Annotated in this window: 12 protein-coding genes and 1 pseudogene; 5 read left to right on the plus strand and 8 right to left on the minus strand. The window is 66.0% G+C overall.

The features are described from left to right. Nucleotides 1–147: 147 nt before the first annotated feature. The 3 genes from CSQ95_RS19705 (at nucleotide 148) to CSQ95_RS19715 (ending at nucleotide 4,467) form a co-directional block, all read left to right on the plus strand. Nucleotides 148–2,889: a DUF4118 domain-containing protein gene (locus tag CSQ95_RS19705; protein WP_099410743.1), complete on the plus strand. Its 2,742-nt coding sequence runs from the start codon at nucleotides 148–150 to the stop codon at nucleotides 2,887–2,889. Beyond that, nucleotides 2,886–3,584, plus strand: a complete 699-nt coding sequence (gene kdpE, locus CSQ95_RS19710) for a two-component system response regulator KdpE (protein WP_034746496.1) — start codon at nucleotides 2,886–2,888, stop codon at nucleotides 3,582–3,584. Before CSQ95_RS19705 ends, kdpE begins: the two co-directional genes overlap by 4 nt. A gap of 133 nt (nucleotides 3,585–3,717) precedes the next feature. Next, a complete protein-coding gene (locus tag CSQ95_RS19715; RefSeq protein WP_070224312.1) occupies nucleotides 3,718–4,467 on the plus strand; it encodes a TorF family putative porin in 750 nt (249 codons plus the stop codon). Between the two features lie 54 nt (nucleotides 4,468–4,521). On the opposite strand, the gene CSQ95_RS19720 is transcribed toward CSQ95_RS19715, so the two are convergent. From CSQ95_RS19720 to CSQ95_RS19730, 3 genes are read right to left on the minus strand one after another with little or no spacing between them, the layout of a single operon-like run. Beyond that, the gene (locus CSQ95_RS19720) at nucleotides 4,522–5,031 is read right to left on the minus strand and encodes a cobyrinic acid ac-diamide synthase (RefSeq protein ID WP_257218114.1); all 510 of its coding nucleotides are present in this window, start codon (nucleotides 5,029–5,031) and stop codon (nucleotides 4,522–4,524) included. 10 nt (nucleotides 5,032–5,041) lie between these two features. After that, nucleotides 5,042–6,079 (minus strand): 4-hydroxy-tetrahydrodipicolinate synthase, encoded by a 1,038-nt coding sequence (gene dapA / locus CSQ95_RS19725; protein WP_070288618.1) that lies wholly within the window; start codon nucleotides 6,077–6,079, stop codon nucleotides 5,042–5,044. Beyond that, nucleotides 6,076–6,375: a hypothetical protein gene (locus CSQ95_RS19730; protein ID WP_257218115.1), complete on the minus strand. Its 300-nt coding sequence runs from the start codon at nucleotides 6,373–6,375 to the stop codon at nucleotides 6,076–6,078. The genes dapA and CSQ95_RS19730 overlap by 4 nt, the downstream gene beginning before the upstream one ends. Nucleotides 6,376–6,593: 218 nt before the next feature. On the opposite strand from CSQ95_RS19730, the gene CSQ95_RS19735 reads away from it, so the two are divergent. Together CSQ95_RS19735 and CSQ95_RS19740 are read left to right on the plus strand one after the other, a co-directional pair. Continuing rightward, nucleotides 6,594–7,595, plus strand: coding sequence for a gamma-glutamyl-gamma-aminobutyrate hydrolase family protein (locus CSQ95_RS19735; RefSeq protein ID WP_070288617.1), 1,002 nt, complete (start codon nucleotides 6,594–6,596; stop codon nucleotides 7,593–7,595). Further along, nucleotides 7,592–8,689, plus strand: a complete 1,098-nt coding sequence (locus CSQ95_RS19740; RefSeq protein WP_099410745.1) for an alginate lyase family protein — start codon at nucleotides 7,592–7,594, stop codon at nucleotides 8,687–8,689. Before CSQ95_RS19735 ends, CSQ95_RS19740 begins: the two co-directional genes overlap by 4 nt. Here CSQ95_RS19740 and CSQ95_RS19745 read toward each other — a convergent pair. The 5 genes and pseudogenes from CSQ95_RS19745 to CSQ95_RS19760 form a co-directional block, all read right to left on the minus strand. After that, on the minus strand, nucleotides 8,686–11,157 hold the full coding sequence (locus CSQ95_RS19745; protein ID WP_099410746.1) for a TonB-dependent receptor: 2,472 nt from the start codon (nucleotides 11,155–11,157) through the stop codon (nucleotides 8,686–8,688). The two genes, CSQ95_RS19740 and CSQ95_RS19745, sit on opposite strands and share 4 nt — an antisense overlap. 95 nt (nucleotides 11,158–11,252) lie before the next feature. Beyond that, nucleotides 11,253–12,032: a FecR family protein gene (locus tag CSQ95_RS30125; RefSeq protein ID WP_257218120.1), complete on the minus strand. Its 780-nt coding sequence runs from the start codon at nucleotides 12,030–12,032 to the stop codon at nucleotides 11,253–11,255. Between the two features lie 54 nt (nucleotides 12,033–12,086). Further along, nucleotides 12,087–12,569, minus strand: a pseudogene (locus tag CSQ95_RS30130) (sigma-70 family RNA polymerase sigma factor); the annotation flags it as partial. Nucleotides 12,570–12,802: 233 nt separating this feature from the next. After that, complete coding sequence (locus CSQ95_RS19755; RefSeq protein ID WP_099410748.1) at nucleotides 12,803–13,933, minus strand: YbdK family carboxylate-amine ligase; 1,131 nt, start codon at nucleotides 13,931–13,933, stop codon at nucleotides 12,803–12,805. Then, nucleotides 13,934–15,121, minus strand: coding sequence for a cation:proton antiporter (locus CSQ95_RS19760; protein WP_180279110.1), 1,188 nt, complete (start codon nucleotides 15,119–15,121; stop codon nucleotides 13,934–13,936). Nucleotides 15,122–15,419: the final 298 nt, after the last annotated feature.

Below are 15,419 nucleotides of genomic sequence, written 5' to 3' on the forward strand. Positions count from 1 at the left end.
TAAGGCGCAGGTCGGCGTAGGTCGGCTTAGCGCAGCGTAAGCCGACATCACCCATAGCCCCAGCCAGGCCAACGATGTTGTCGGATTACGCGCGCCCTTCGGACGCGCTAATCCGACCTACAATGCCCAAGAAGATTAAAATACAACATGCTCCCCAACGACAGCCAACGCCCCGACCCTGATGCCCTGCTGGCGCAAGTGCAGGCGCAGGAACAGAAAGCCGCGCGCGGCCGGCTGCGCATCTATTTCGGCGCCTCGGCCGGCGTCGGCAAGACTTACGCGATGCTGGCGGCCGCGCGCAAATTGCTGGCCGACGGCCAGGACTTGCTGGTGGGCGTGGTGGAGACGCATGGGCGCCAGGATACGGCGGCCCAGCTGGACGGCTTGCCCGTGCTTCCGCTCAAAGCCATCGAGTATCGGGGCAAGACCCTGTACGAGTTCGACCTGGACGAGGCCCTGCGCCGCGCGCCGCCGCTGATACTGATGGATGAACTGGCCCACTCGAACGTGGCCGGATCGCGTCATCCGAAGCGCTGGCAGGATGTCGAGGAATTGCTGGCGGCCGGCATCGACGTGCTGTCGACCGTGAACGTGCAGCACCTGGAAAGCCTGAACGACGTGGTGGGCGGGATCACGGGCGTGCGCGTGGCCGAGACCCTGCCCGACACGGTGTTCGACCGCGCCGATGAAGTGGTGCTGGTCGATATCCCCGCCGATGAACTGCTGCGCCGCCTGAAGCAGGGCAAGGTGTATCAGCCGCAGCAGGCCGAACGGGCATCGCAGCATTTTTTCCGCAAGGGTAACCTGATCGCCCTGCGCGAACTGGCCTTGCGCCGCACGGCGGACCGGATCCAGGATGACGTGCAAGCCTACCGCGTCGAAAAATCGATCAACCCCGTATGGAAGACGGGCGCCGCGCTGCTGGCCTGCGTGGGACCGCACGCGGGGGGCGAACACGTGATCCGCAGCACGGCGCGCCTGGCCAGCCAGCTGAACGCGGAATGGCACGCGCTGTACGTGGAAACGCCGCGCTTGCAGCGCTTGCCGGCGGGCCAGCGCGAACGCATCCTGAAAACCCTGAAACTGGCGCAGGACCTGGGCGCGCGCACGGCCATTGTGCCGTCCGCCGACATCGCCGGCGCCGTGGTCGAGTATGCGCGCGGCGCGAATATCTCGAAAGTCATCGTGGGCCGTGGCCGCGGCCGTGCGCTGGCGCGCCTGTGGCAGGCGCCGCCGGCCGCCCGCATGGCCAGCCTGGCGCCCGATATCGATTTGATCGAGGTGGGCTTGCCGCCGGCCGATGCGGCGCCCCGGCGCGCGGCGGGCGACGACGCGGACGCGCCGCGCCGGCCCGCGCGTCACTGGCGTTACATCCTGGCCGCCGGCGCCAGCCTGGGCACGGCCCTCGCGTCGGTGCCGCTGCAGCCCTACCTGGACCTGGCCAACATCGCCATGCTGTCCTTGCTGACGGTGGTGCTGCTGGCCGTGCGCCTGGGGCGCGGGCCGGCGGCATTGGCCAGCCTGGTGGGCGTGGCCTGCTTCGATTTCATCTTCGTGCCGCCCCGTTTCTCGTTTGCCGTGGGTGATTTCCAGTATGTGATCACGTTTGGCGTGATGCTGGCCGTGGGCCTGATCACGGGCCACCTGACGGCCGGTCTGCGCTTCCAGGCGCGCGTGGCCTCGCACCGCGAAGCGCGCGCCCGCGCCTTGTACGAATTCTCGCGCGAATTGTCCGGCGTGCTGCAGACGGAGCAGATTTTCGACATCACGAAAAGCGCCATCGAACGGGCGTTCCGCGCGCGCGCCACCTTGCTGCTGCCCGATGACGAGGGCAACTTGCAGGCCGCGAACGGCGGCGAACCGCTCGATATCGGCATCGCGCAGTGGGCCTTCGATCACGCGCAGGCGGCGGGGACGGGCACCGATACCTTGCCGGCTTCGCCCATTTTCTACCTGCCGCTGATCGCGCCGATGCGCACGCGGGGCGTGCTGGCGCTGCTGCCGCTCGATGGCGCGCATCGCGGGCGCTGGCTGCTGGTGCCGGAACAGCGCCAGCACCTCGATACTTTTGCCGCGCTGGCGGCCATCGCCCTCGAACGCGTGCACTACATCGACGTGGCGCAGGGCGCGCTGCTGCAGATGGAATCGGAGCGGCTGCGCAATTCGCTGCTGGCGGCCTTGTCGCACGACTTGCGCACGCCCTTGACGTCGCTGGTGGGCCTGGCCGAATCGCTGGCCCTGTCCCGGCCTGCGCTGTCGCCCGCGCAGCTGGACATGGCGCGCTCGCTGCAGTCCGAAACCGTGCGCATGAGCGCCCTGGTGGCGAACCTGCTGGACATGGCGCGCATCGAGAGCGGTCAGGTGCGCCTGAACCTGCAATGGCAGGCGCTGGAAGAAGTGGTGGGCAGCGCGCTGCGCGCCAGCGGCCCGCAACTGCAGCAGCACGCCGTGCAGACGCAGCTGGCGCCGGACTTGCCGCTGGTGCGCTACGATGCCGTGCTGATCGAGCGTGTGCTGTGCAACCTGCTGGAAAACGCGGCCAAGTACACGCCGCCGGGCAGCACCATCACGGTCGCGGCCGAGGTGCACGGCCAGTTCCTGCAGGTGACGGTGCTTGACGATGGCCCGGGCCTGCCGCTCGGCCGCGAAGAAGCCATCTTTGAAAAATTCACGCGCGGCGAGCGCGAATCGAACAAGCCGGGCGTCGGGCTGGGGCTGGCCATTTGCCGCGCCATCGTCGAAGCCCACGGCGGCACCATCCACGCGCAGCCCCACACGCCGGGGCAGGGCGCCGCCATCGTCTTCAGCCTGCCGCTGGGCACGCCGCCGGCGCCGCCGGAGATCGAGCTCGATGACGCCAACGACCATGAAACAGGAAAACCAACATGAACGAACCTTCCGCCACCGCCTTGCTGGTCGAGGATGAACCGCAAATCCGCCGCTTCGTGCGCGCCGCGCTGGAAGACGAGGGCTGGCAGATTTTCGAATCGGCCACCATGCAGCGGGGCCTGATCGACGCGGGCACGCGCCGGCCCGACCTGATCGTGTTGGACCTGGGGCTGCCCGACGGCGACGGCATCGATTTCATCGCCGACATCCGCAAATGGTCGGCCGTGCCCATCATCGTGCTGTCGGCGCGGGTCGACGAGCAGGACAAGATCCGCGCGCTCGATGCCGGCGCCGACGACTATCTGACCAAGCCGTTCGGCGTGGGCGAGCTGTTGGCCCGTGTGCGCGCCACCTTGCGCCGCCAGCGCCAGCCCGCCGCCAGCGATGATGGCGTGGTGCAGTTCGGCGACGTGCGCGTCGACCTGAAGGACCGGCTGGTGACGCGCAACAAGCAGCTGGTGCACATGACGCCGACGGAGTTCCGCCTGCTGTCGGTGCTCGTGAAGAATGCGGGCAGGGTGGTCACCAATCCGCAGCTGCTGCGCGAAGTGTGGGGACCGTCGAACAGCGAAAACGGCCATTACCTGCGCATCTACATGGGCCATCTGCGCCAGAAGCTGGAAGCCGATCCGGCCCAGCCGCAGTACCTGCTGACGGAAACGGCTGTCGGTTACCGCTTGCTGCTGCCGCTCTAACACCTGTTATTTCCCCTGTTTGAAAACAGGCGCCGCGCGCGCCGGGGGGACGCTTTACTTTAAATTTTTGCAGCGGCGGGCCAGCTGCGCCATGTTGGCAAAGGCCCATACCACCCATGAAGAAGAAAAAACCATGAATAAAATGTTACTTGCACTTGCCGTCGCGACCGCCTTTACCGGCAGCCTTGCCCACGCGGAAGAGGCCAAGCCCGACAATGAAGTCAGTTTCAACGTGGCCGGCGTGTCCGATTACCGTTACCGGGGCATCTCGCAGACGCGCTTGAAGCCCGCGCTGCAGGGCGGCGTGGATTACATCAACAACCCGACGGGCCTGTATGCGGGCGCCTGGGCTTCCACCATCAAGTGGACCAAGGATGCGGGCGGCAGCGGCGACGTGGAAGTCGATCTGTATGCGGGCAAGCGCGGCCAGTTGGGCGGCGATGTTGGCTATGACGTCGGCGTGCTCGCCTATGTGTACGCGGACAACGGCTTGAAGCACGTCGCCGGCCTGGCCGACGCGGACACGCAGGAAGTTTACGGCCAGCTGTCGTACGGCCCCGCCTATATCAAATATTCGCACGCCGTCTCGAACCTGTTCGGCATCGTCAACAGCAAGAACAGCGGCTACCTCGATATCGGCGCGAATATCGACCTGACGAACGGCTGGACCGGCAACCTGCATGCGGGCCACCAGAAAGTGAAAAACAATGATGCATCGAGCTACACGGACTGGAAAGTGGGCGTTACGCGCGACTTCGGTTTTGTTTCGGGCGCGCTGGCCGTGATCGGCACGAACGCGGGCAAGGCGGCGTATGCCTCGCCCGTGAATGGCAAATTCATGGGCAAGACGGCGCTGCAGCTGACGGTCAGCAAGACGTTTTAATTGACGGAAGGGAGAGGCGGCGCATGCGCCGCCTTTTTTGCGTGCCCAGACGGGCTAGGCAGAAAGGTTGAAAACGGCGCAATACAGCTGCCCCAGGCCGACCACGCGGGCGGCTGGAATCTGCGCGGCCAGGGCATGGGCGGGCGCCGCCTGCGAGTCCGTTGCCAGCAGGACGCGCAGGCCGGGATTGACGCTGCGCGCGTGCGCGATGCGGCGCGCCAGGCCCGCCTGCGCGCCGGCGTCGGCGACGCCGTCGAGCGGCACCACCAGTACGCGCGCGGCGATCAGGGCCGAGCGGCTGCCCATGGAGTCGCGGCCTTCGCTGTCGATGACGATGTCGTGGTAGCAGTGCACCAGGTGCTCGAGCTCCGGCTGCAAGCCCTTGGCGCTGATGGCGCGCGCCATCAGGCGCGGCCGCGTCAGGCTGCCGTGCATGGCGCCGTCGTGCATGTTCCTGGCTTGCGCCATGGCGCCCTGACGCGGATCGGCATCGAGCAGCAGCACCTTGCGGCCGGCCAGCGCGCGCGAGGCGGCCAGCCGTCCGGCCAGGATGGATTTCTCCATGCCCCCGCGTTCATCCGTGATGGCGATGATCATCTTGGCGCACGGCTGGCATGATGTTGGCGGGGGAAACCAGTTGCAGCAGACAGCCTTCGCGCGGCGCATCCCTGTCGCTCGCGGTCCATGCGGGCAGTTCCATCAGAGGCTCCAGCGCTTCGGCCAGGGCGGCCTGGCCGGCGGCCGACATGGGCGTCATCGGCAGGCGCAATGCGTCGCGTACCTTGCCCTGCATGGCCAGCGCCGCCTTCACGGGAGCGGGATTCGGTTCGGAAAACAGCAGGCGGATGACGGGCAGCATGGTCTTGAACAGGGCGCCCGCGGCGCCGTGGCGGCCCTGCCTGACGAGGTGGTACAGCTGCGCATACAGGTCGGGACGCACCTGGGCGGCGGCCGACATGGCGCCGTGGCCGCCCATGGACAGGCTGGCCAGCAGCAGCGCGTCGTCGCCGCACAGCACGTCCAGACGGGTGTCGAGCAGCAGTTCGCCCAGCTGCTGCAGCTTGCCGCCCGCTTCCTTGATGGCGACGAAGTGCGAGTCGCGCGCCAGCAGTGCCGCCGTTTGCGGTTCGATATTGACGCCCGTGCGGGCCGGCACGTTGTACAGCACGATGGACTGGTCGGTGGCGGCGGCGATGGCCTGGAAGTGGCGCACGATGCCGTCCTGCGAAGGGCGCACATACGCTGGCGCCGAGACCAGCAGGCCGGCCAGCGGATGGTCGTTGTAGCGCTGCACGGCGGAGACGACGCTGCGCGTATCGCTGCCGCCTATCCCCATGACGACGGGGAAGCGGGGGCCGACGGCTTCGAGCACGCTGTCGAGCAGCATGCTCTGTTCCGCGGCGCTCAGCATGGCCGCTTCGCCCGTGGTGCCGCATACCACCAGGCCATCGACGCCGCTGGCGGCCAGTTCGCACGCGAGCTGCTGGGCCGCGTCGAAGTCGATGTCGCCATCGCCGTCGCAAAATGGCGTGACCATCGGCACCCAGATGCCCTGGAAGTGCGCGGTGATGCGCGATGACGACATCGCCTGTTCGCAGGAGTACTGGTTCATAGCGATTTCCCCTGGCTGATGCGGCCAAATTCCGCCGCCGGCAGCAGGCGCATGACGGCATCCATGGTCAAGCGCAGGGCCGGCTCCGTCACGCACAGCCATACCTTCATGCGTTCGGCGTGGTCGACCGCCTCGATGCGCATGAACGACAGCATGCCGCCGCACGTCTTGACGACCAGTTGGCGCAGCTCGGCCAGGCAGGCTTTGTCGACCGTGATATGCATGAGGAAGGTGGGCAGGCGGGGATGGCGGTGGGGCAGTGCTTGATGCGATGGCAGGCGTGAATGGGGTTCCATGGTGGCTTTGCAGCGGTGGTTGAGGTACGTTCAAGATTAGCAGCGGGGGCGTAAAGATTCTCTAAAAAGCGGGGCCCCCGGCGTAAACGGGCTGTATGCAGGCGGCGTGAGTGTGTTGCGCAGAGGCCCCGGGCGTGGGCTTTTGTTACAAAATTGAATCGTGCTTTCGGAGACAGGGGTTTATATTGAAAACGTCTCCGCTTTCAGTCAGCCTTGCCATGTCAGACGAAAAAGATCCCCTGCATCCCCCTTCCACCGATCCCGCAGCGCCAACGCCGTCCCGGCCCGACCGGGTGGGCCGCCGGGCGCCCGATGATGAGCACCGCGCGCGCGATGCCGCGCCGCGCTACCTGAAGGATAACGACACGCCGCTGGCGCTGGCCTGGCGTGTGATCTCGTCGCGCTACCGCTCTATGCGCGACAAGGCCAGCCGCGACTTCATGCGGCGCACCCTGCGCATCGGCATCTCGGCGCGCATTTTCCACCCCGAGCCGGGCGCCACTGGCCTGCGCAGCAAGAACCTGCAATACCTGGAAGAGTCGATTGCCCAGTGGGTTATGTCGCGCGACGTGCTGGTGTTCATGATCCCGACGGTCAATACCAGCGGCCAGCTACACCCGAGCAATATCACCCTGCGCCACTATGCGCGCCATCTGGACGGCCTGGTGCTGCAGGGCGGCGCCGACGTCTCGCCGCAGACGTATTCCGAGGCGGCCACGCGGCCCGAATGGAACGGCGACCGCGCGCGCGACCTGTACGAGCTGGAACTGCTGCACGAATTCGTCGATGCGGGCAAACCCGTGCTGGGCATTTGCCGCGGCTGCCAACTGATCAACGTGGGCTTTGGCGGCACCCTGTACCAGGACATCGCCTCGGACGTGGAAGGTGCGGCCTCCCACGTCAACGACCTGTATGACCGCCACCGCCACACCATCGTCTTCCCGAAAGGCTCGTCCCTGGCGGGCATGTTTCCGAAGGCGGGCGAGGCGCTCGTCAATTCCATCCACCACCAGTCGGTCAAGGACCTGGGGCGCGACGTCACCGTGGAAGCGTATTCGCAAGGGGACAACATCGTCGAGGCCATCCGCTACCAGCGTGCCCGCTTCGTCATGGGCTTGCAGTGGCACCCGGAATTCCATTCGGCGGGCGGCGTCGAGCTGCTCGATTGCACGCCCATCCTCGATAATTTTTTGCGCGCGGCGCGGGAGACGCGGTTTTGAGTACGCACCTGATCCGCCGGCGCGCTGTGCTGGCCGGCCTGTTGGCGCTGCCCCTGGCGGGTTTGCGCGCGGCGCCGCGCCCGCACGAGGGCACGTTGCCGTTTGCGCTGACGTCCGCCGCGCGCGCCCGCATGCTCAAGGCGCGGGTGGCGCCAGCCATCGCCGAACAGGTGGTCAAGGCGGCGCGCAAGGACGCTGCGCGGCCCGTGCACCTGATGGCGGAAGTGCGCACGGGCGGCTTGCTGAAGGGAGAGGGCGGGCGCGAGACCAGCCAGCAGGCGCAGGAAGACTGGCGCCAGGCGCGCTTGCAGGCGCTGGCCTGGCGGCTGTCGGGCGAGATGCCGCATTTCGAGGCGGCGCGCCAGCTGCTGCTGGCCTGGAGCGGCAGCTATCAGCCCTCGTTCAGCCCCGTCGACGAGACGGAACTGGCCAGCCTGCTGATGGGATTTGACCTGGTACAGGAGCGCTTGAACGGCATCGAGCGCGAGCAGGTGCAGGCGTTTTGCCGCACCCTGGCGCACGGGTATCTGAGCGATCCGATCAGGGTGGGAGGCCCGTCCACGGCGCGCAACAACTGGCACAGCCACCGCATCAAGATCGGCACGGCCGCCGCGTATGTCACGGGCGACGCCCTGCTGGTCGCGCGGGCGAAGGAACGCTTCCTGGCGCACGTGCCGCGTAATATCGGCGCCGGCGGCGTGCCCTTCGACTTCGAGCAGCGCGACGCCCTGCACTACACCACCTACAGCCTGGAGCCGCTGCTGACGACGGCCCTGATGGCGCAGGCGCATGGCGACGACTGGTATGGCGCGCCGGAAGCGCGGCGCCTGGCCGAAGCGCTGGCCTGGCTGGCGCCGTATGCGCAGGGCAAAAAGACGCACGAAGAGTTCGCGAAAAGCGCCGTCCCCTTCGACCGCAAGCGCGCGGCGGCCGGTGAAAAGGGCTTTACGGGAAATTGGGAGACCAAGGGCGCCGCCAATGTGTATTTGCTGGCGGCGCGCTTCGATCCCGCTTACCTGTCCCTGGCACTGGAACTGCGTCCGCCAGCCTGGGCGCTGGCGCTGTACGGCAGTGAGTTAAAACTTGCTGGTTAAAACTTCGTGCGCACGGTGAACATCACGTTGCGCGGTTCGCCGTAAAAGCCCGTCTGGAACAGGCCCAGGCCCGTAAAGTACTTCTTGTCCAGCAGGTTGTTCACGTTCAGGCTGGCCGTGACGTTCTTGCTGATCTCGTAGCGCGCCATCAGGTTGACCAGCGCGTAGCCGCCCTGCTTGATGCGTGCATTGTCCTCGATGGCGGGATTCCAGATATTGCCGTCGTAGCTGCTTTGCCAGTTGATGCCGCCACCGACGGTCAGCTTGTCCAGGCTGGCCGGCAGGAGCCACGAGCCTTGCACGCGCACCAAATGGGCAGGCTGCGTGGTTTGCATCATGGTGGAAAACACGTCCTTGCCATCCGCGTCGCGCACATGCGCATAGGTATAGCCGGCGCTCAGCTTCACGTCCTTCATCACTTCGCCCGTCACTTCCATTTCCACGCCGCGGCTGGTGACGCCATCGATGGCCTTGAACACGGCCTCACCGTTGACTTCGCCCGCAGGGCCGGCCACGTTGCTTTGGCGGATCTGGAACAGGGCGGCGCTGGCATTGACCTTGCCATCCAAATATTCTGCCTTCACGCCTGCTTCAAAACCCTTGCCGCGCACGGGCGACAGAAAATTACGGTTCACGTCGCGGTTGCTCTGCGGCGCAAAGATGCTGGTGTAGCTGCCGAACACGGAATAGGTCTTGTCGAGGTCATACACGACGCCCGCATATGGCGTGATGACGTTGGTTTCCTCGATGCGCGAGGTGATGCGCGCAGTCTTGGGGTCGAAGAAGCTGCGGTCCGTCTCTTGCTTGTAGTTGCTGACGCGCGCGCCGACGATGACGGACAGCGCGTCGGCCGGATGCAGGCGCACGGCGCCATACAGACCGCTCTGGCGCGTGCTGTCGTTGTCGTTGCCCAGGCGGCTAAATGCGGGTTCCGCATACTGGCCGCGCCAGTCGAAATAGCTGCCTTCCACGGGCGGGTAGACCGATTCGTAGACGGGGCCATCCTGCTTTGCCGTCGAGGTGGAGTAGCCGAGCATCGCTTCATGCCGGCGGCCGAAGGCCGTGAACGGGCCGCTGGCGTCGACGTTGACGGTGGTCTGGCGGCGGTCGCCCTTGTATTTGCCCATGAAGAAAAACGTGCCTTCGCCCGTATCGGGGCGGGGATTGCCGCCGCTGGCCGAACCGAGCACGCTGTCATGCTTGCTGCGCAGCTGGTTGGCGCTCAGTGTCAGTTTCCACGCGTTGGCGAACGTGTGTTCGAGCGACGAGAACAGCGTGGTGTTCTGCATGTCGCGGCGGCTCCAGTCCGTGGCCGGATTCCACGCGGTGGGGAAATCCGTGCGGGTGCCGTCGGCCAGCAGCACGGGGAAGCCCGTCCAGGTCGAGCCGCGCGGTTTGTAGTCCTGGTGCGTAAAGCCGGCCGTCAGCAGGGTGACGGGTGTCAGGTCCGCCTCGACGATGCCGTAGGCGACGGATTTTTGCTGCGTGTAGCGGTCCAGGTAGGAGTGCTTGTCCTGGTAGGCGCCGACTAGGCGGCCGCGCACCGTGCGGCTGTCGTTCAGGGGGCCGGAGACATCGGCCTCGCCGCGGTAATTGTCCCACGATCCCGCGCCCACGGTGGCCGCGCCCTCGAAGCTGGCAGTGGGGCGCTTGCGCACCATGTTGACGGTGGCGGATGGGTCGCCCGAGCCGCTCATCAGGCCCGTCGCGCCCTTCAGTACTTCGATACGGTCGTAGATGGCCATGTCGCTGTTGGTCGTGCCCCAGTCGTAGACGCCGTCATAGATGGCCGACACGCCGTCATACTGGAAATTGGTGACGGCAAAGCCGCGCGCCTGGAAGCTCCAGCGGTCGCTGTCGTAGTTTTGCACGCTCACGCCATTGACGTTTTTCATGACGTCGGAGACGGCGTTGCTGTTTTGGTCATCCATCTGCTGGCGCGTGACGATGGTCAGCGACTGCGGGGTTTCGCGCTGCGTCAGGGCCAGGCCCGTGGCGCCGCTGGCGGGGCCGCCCGTATAGCTGCCCGTGCCGCTGGTGGCGGCGCTGCGCTCGGCCGACGCCACCACGGTGACGCCGCTCATGACGGCCACGCCGCGGCTGTCCGCCGTGGGAGTAGTCGCGCCGGCGGGGATCTTTTGCAGCAGGTAGCCGCCATTCGATTGCGGCACGGCTTGCAAGCCGCTGCCGGCCAGCAGCACGCGGAAGCCATCGTGCAGACTGTAGCTGCCTTGCAGGCCGGCGCTGCGCAAGCCCTGCGTGGTATCGCTGGAGAACGACAACAAAATGGCGCTGTCGCTGCCGAAGCGCGTCAGCACGTCGCCCAGCGCGCCGGCCGGAATGCTGTAGGCGCGTACTTGCCGGCTTTGCGCCTGGGCTGGCGCCGGCAGGGCCAGGGCCATGCCGATCTGCGCCAGGGCGCAGGCCAGAACGGTACGGGTAAGGAGGGAACGCGAAGCGTGGTGCATGGAATAAAGCCTTTCGTGGATGCGCAAGATGGAGACTGCCTATCTTCCAAGTCACGCGAGCACGGTAAAACAGCTCACTTTGCAGAAAATATTTTTCAGCGGGCCGCCAGTTCGATGCGCACCACCTGATGGCCCCAGAAGCGCGTGATGGTATTGCGCCGTAACTGCAGGCTGGCGCTGACGGCGTCGACGATGGCATCGACGTCGGCCAGCGGGTAGGAACCGGACACGCGCAAACCGGCGACGGCGGGCGTGCAGGCCAGCGGATGGTCGCTGTAGCGCGACAGCTCGGCGAGAAAATCGGCCAGGCGCATGTCGCGCGCCACCAGCATGCCATTCAGCCACGCGCCGCCATACGGCGCCAGCGCCTGGCGGTGATAACCGTCACTGTCGAAATGGGCGCCTTCGCCGGGGCGCAGCAGCAGGCGCTGGCTGCCGTCACCGCCCAGCACGGCGACGGCCCCTTCGAGCACGCCGGCGCTGGCATAGCCATCGTGCAGGCGCACGGTGAAACGCGTGCCCAGCGCCTGCAGGCTGCCATGCGGCGTGCCGACGAAGAACGGCCGCCGCGCCGCATCCTTGCCGGTGGCGATGAAGATTTCGCCGGCCAGCAGGTCGATGCGGCGCTGTGTGCCGTCGTAAGCGATATTCACGGCGCTATTGGTATTGAGGGTGAGCCGCGTGCCGTCGGCCAGGGTCATGATGCGGCGCTGGTTGATGCCCGTGCGGTAGTCGGCCGTCCAGCTGCGCCACGGGCTGCGGCGTTCGAATGCATACAGCGAGGCGCCGCAGGCCAGCAGCAGGGCCAGGGTCTTGACGGCATGGCGGCGCGGCGCGTTCGCCTGCACGCAGGCGCGCAGCAGGGTCGCGTGCATGGCGGGCGGCAGATGCTCGTGCTGTATTTGCAGCTGCTGCCACGCCTGCGTGGCACTGCCGGCCCGCTGCAGATGGCGTTTTACTGTCGCCAGCGAGATGCCGAGCTGGCGCGCGATGTCTTCCTGCGGCAGTTCGTCGAGCTGGCGCAGTAAAAAAGCCCGTTTGACGGGGGGCGGCAAGCCGTCGAGCATGCGGTCCAGTTCAAACACGGTGGCCAGCAGCAGCGCGCGCTCCTCGGGCGATGGCGCATGCAGGGGCGGCAGCTGCGCCAGCACGTCGAGATAAGCCTGTTCCAGTTTCTGGCGGCGGTAATGGTTGAACAGCACGCGCTGGGCCACGGTGGCGAGAAAGGCGCGCGGCTCGCGCGCGGCGACGGCGTCTTCGCGGTCGAGCAGGCGCATGAAAGTATCGTGCGCCACATCGGCCGCGCACGCCGTGCTGCCGAGTTTTTTGCGCAGCCAGCCCTGCAGCCAGCCGTGGTGGTCGGCATACAGTGTCGCGATGTCCTGGCGTTGTAGCGGCTCTGCCAGCGGCATCGCATTCCCTTTGCGTTTTAAATAATAATAAGAATCATTCTCATTGTAGCAAGCGGGGACGGCGGCTGTAAATGACGGGCAGGCGCGCTGTGGTTTTTTGGTTGACGAACGGTAGGTCGGATTAGGTGGGGCCGCCGAGGTCCGAAGGACCGTAATCCGACAACATGGTTGGCAGCGCCAGTCGGATTACGCGGCTACGCCGCTAATCCGACCTACGTTACCAGGCAGCAACGTCAGTAGTTTATGGGCTCGCCACGGAAGCAGCGGATGGCCGAATCGACCATGCCTTCGGCGCTGCCCTGCAGGCTGTGCTGCTTGCGCAGGTATTGCGCGTCGCTCCACTGCTTGGCCACGTCCGACAGGTGTTTCAGGGCCGGCGTGCTGCCCAGCGCCTCGGCGTGCGGTTCCATCTTGCGCAGGGTGGTCATGATGTCTTCGCGCAGCGACATCGTTTCGTAGGTTTTCGGATGCGTGATGGCGCCATCGAGGCCGAAGCGGCAGGCCTGGAAGCGGTTGTAGTTATATACGAGGTAATCGTCTTCCACGGGCGGGGTTTCGCGGCGTTCGAGCAGGTAGCGGCACAGCGCCTGCAGGTAGGCGGCCAGCGCGGCGGCCCGCTCCACCGTCAGCGGCGTGTCGCACACGCGCAGTTCGATGGTGCCGAATTCCGGCTTGGGACGGATATCCCAGTAAAAATCCTTCATGCTCTTGATGATGCCCGTGTTCTCCATCTTGGCGAAATACTCGTTGGAGAACTGGTCCCAGCTGAGGGTGAACGGCGCGCGCCCGCTCATGGGGAAGGCGAACACGGAATTCAAACGGGCCGAATCGAACAGGGTATCGCGGCCCTGCACATAGGGCGAGGAAGCCGACAGGGCGATGAAGTGGGGGATGTAGCGGTTCAGCGAATGCAGCAGGAACATGGCGTCGTCGCCCGAGGCGCAGCCGATGTGCACGTGCTGGCCGAAGATGGTGAACTGCTTGGCCAGGTAGCCGTACAGTTCCGAAATCTCCTGGAAGCGGGGCTTGGAAAAGATCTTTTGCGACGACCATTGCTGGAACGGGTGCGTGCCGCCGCCCGCGATGCCGATATTGAGCTTGTCGCCGGCCGTGATCAAGGTGTCGCGGATTTCCTGCAATTGCTCCAGCAGGGGGCCGTGATGCGTGTGCACGCTCGAGTTAATCTCGATCATGCTCTCGGTGATTTCCGGCGTGACGTTGCCGGGAAACGGTTTCTTGTTCAGCAGATGCAGCAGGTCTGGGCTGGCGGCCGTCAAGTCATAGTCCGACAGGTTCACCAGTTGCAGTTCGAGTTCGACGCCGAAGGTCAGCGCGGCCGATTGGCCAAAGGGTTCCAGCGGCATTTAGCGCTCCTTGATTTCGTGGGTTTCTTTGGCCAGCATCAGCACGCGCTGCACCAGCACGGGGCCGATCAGTTCCAGGCCCAGGGTGATGGCGGCCAGGGCGTTCAATTCGTCGCCGAAGTTCACGCCGTGCTGGCGCGCGTGCTCGAGCAGCAGGATGATGAAGACGGAGACGGGCGTCAGGGCCACGCCCGTCAGCACGCCCTTGCGCCAGGAAATGCCGCTCACATGCGAGAACGCGGCCACGCCGGCGACCTTCGTCAGCAATCGTCCGCCGACGACGGCCAGGGCCAGTCCCGCGCCGGCCGTCACGCTGGCCCATTCCAGGGTCGAGGCGGCATACACGAACAGCAGCACCGTCAGCAGCTCGCCCATGGCGCCGAAATTGCGCTGCGCCTGGCTGAAGGCGACCCTGCGGTGGCGCGCCACCAGGCCGAAGGTGAGGGTGGCCAGCAGCGGCGACAGGCTGGTGGTGTAGGTCAGGGCGACGAGCAGCATCACCGACAGCGCGAACGCCACGGTGGCGTCCTGCGCCATGTTGCCCAAGCGGCGCAGCATGGCCGGCACGACGATGCCGAAGACGGTGCCGGCGGCCACGGAGGCGGCCAGCACGGCGGCGCTGCTGCTGCTCGCCTCGATCAGGTCGGTGGAACTCTGGAACATCCAGAAGCCGACGATGATGTTGAACGTGAAGACGGCCAGCACGCAGTTCAGGGCGGTGAGGTGGACGATGCGTTCCGTGACCTGGCCCGAGCTGCGTTCCTCGTTGATGACGCGCATGATGGTGGCCGGCGAGGTGGACATGGCGAGAGATGCGAGCAGCAGCGCCGTCATCGAGGTGCTGCCGAATTCGATGCCGATGAAGTAGACGACGGCAAAGGTCAGCAGGGATTCGACCAGGCCCGTGACGGCGATCCACGGATTGTTCTTCAGCCAGCGCAGGTTGATGCGGTAGCCGACCTCGAACAGGATCAGGCCGAAGGCCACGTCGGCCAGCACCAGCATGGGGCCGGCGTCCGTCTGCGGCAGGATGCCTACCTGCGTCTGCGCGAGGATGAAACCGATCACGCCGTAAAAACTGATGCGCGGCAGGCCCGTCCAGCGGTGGCCGAATTCGCCCACTACCCAGGCCAGGGTAATGGCGAACGGCCAGGATAGGTCGGCGGCGATCGAGATCAGACTTTGCATGCTCATTCCTTTGAAAATGGCGCTGGCACCGGCCGGCAGCACGGGGGCTGGCGCGGCAAGGTCTTGGTGCAGCGGTGGTGCATGGTTTGCGCAGAGCGATGCGCCGATTCTACCGGAGCAGAAGGCGCGCACGATGTGCGCAATCGAACAGTGTCGCGACCATGGCGGCCGCGCACGGGATGCAGCAGGGTGGGGCAGGGCTGGTATCGGCGTATGCTACCCGCCCGCGGCGGAGATGCTCCGCACGGTAGTGCCGTGTCGCAGTGTACGGCATGGCGGCCTCATGCCGCCATGGACT

The sequence above is a fragment of the Janthinobacterium sp. BJB304 genome (assembly GCF_002735765.1).
Taxonomy (GTDB): Bacteria; Pseudomonadota; Gammaproteobacteria; order Burkholderiales; family Burkholderiaceae_D; genus Janthinobacterium.

Bases quoted from the DNA above. Each gene is read 5' to 3' on its own strand.
- CSQ95_RS19705 (WP_099410743.1), top strand. From the start codon at position 148: ATGCTCCCCAACGACAGCCAACGCCCCGACCCTGATGCCCTGCTGGCG.
- kdpE (WP_034746496.1), top strand. From the start codon at position 2,886: ATGAACGAACCTTCCGCCACCGCCTTGCTGGTCGAGGATGAACCGCAA.
- CSQ95_RS19715 (WP_070224312.1), top strand. From the start codon at position 3,718: ATGAATAAAATGTTACTTGCACTTGCCGTCGCGACCGCCTTTACCGGC.
- CSQ95_RS19720 (WP_257218114.1), bottom strand. From the start codon at position 5,031: ATGGAGAAATCCATCCTGGCCGGACGGCTGGCCGCCTCGCGCGCGCTG.
- dapA (WP_070288618.1), bottom strand. From the start codon at position 6,079: ATGAACCAGTACTCCTGCGAACAGGCGATGTCGTCATCGCGCATCACC.
- CSQ95_RS19730 (WP_257218115.1), bottom strand. From the start codon at position 6,375: ATGGAACCCCATTCACGCCTGCCATCGCATCAAGCACTGCCCCACCGC.
- CSQ95_RS19735 (WP_070288617.1), top strand. From the start codon at position 6,594: ATGTCAGACGAAAAAGATCCCCTGCATCCCCCTTCCACCGATCCCGCA.
- CSQ95_RS19745 (WP_099410746.1), bottom strand. From the start codon at position 11,157: ATGCACCACGCTTCGCGTTCCCTCCTTACCCGTACCGTTCTGGCCTGC.
- CSQ95_RS30125 (WP_257218120.1), bottom strand. From the start codon at position 12,032: ATGCACGCGACCCTGCTGCGCGCCTGCGTGCAGGCGAACGCGCCGCGC.
- CSQ95_RS19755 (WP_099410748.1), bottom strand. From the start codon at position 13,933: ATGCCGCTGGAACCCTTTGGCCAATCGGCCGCGCTGACCTTCGGCGTC.
- CSQ95_RS19760 (WP_180279110.1), bottom strand. From the start codon at position 15,121: ATGCAAAGTCTGATCTCGATCGCCGCCGACCTATCCTGGCCGTTCGCC.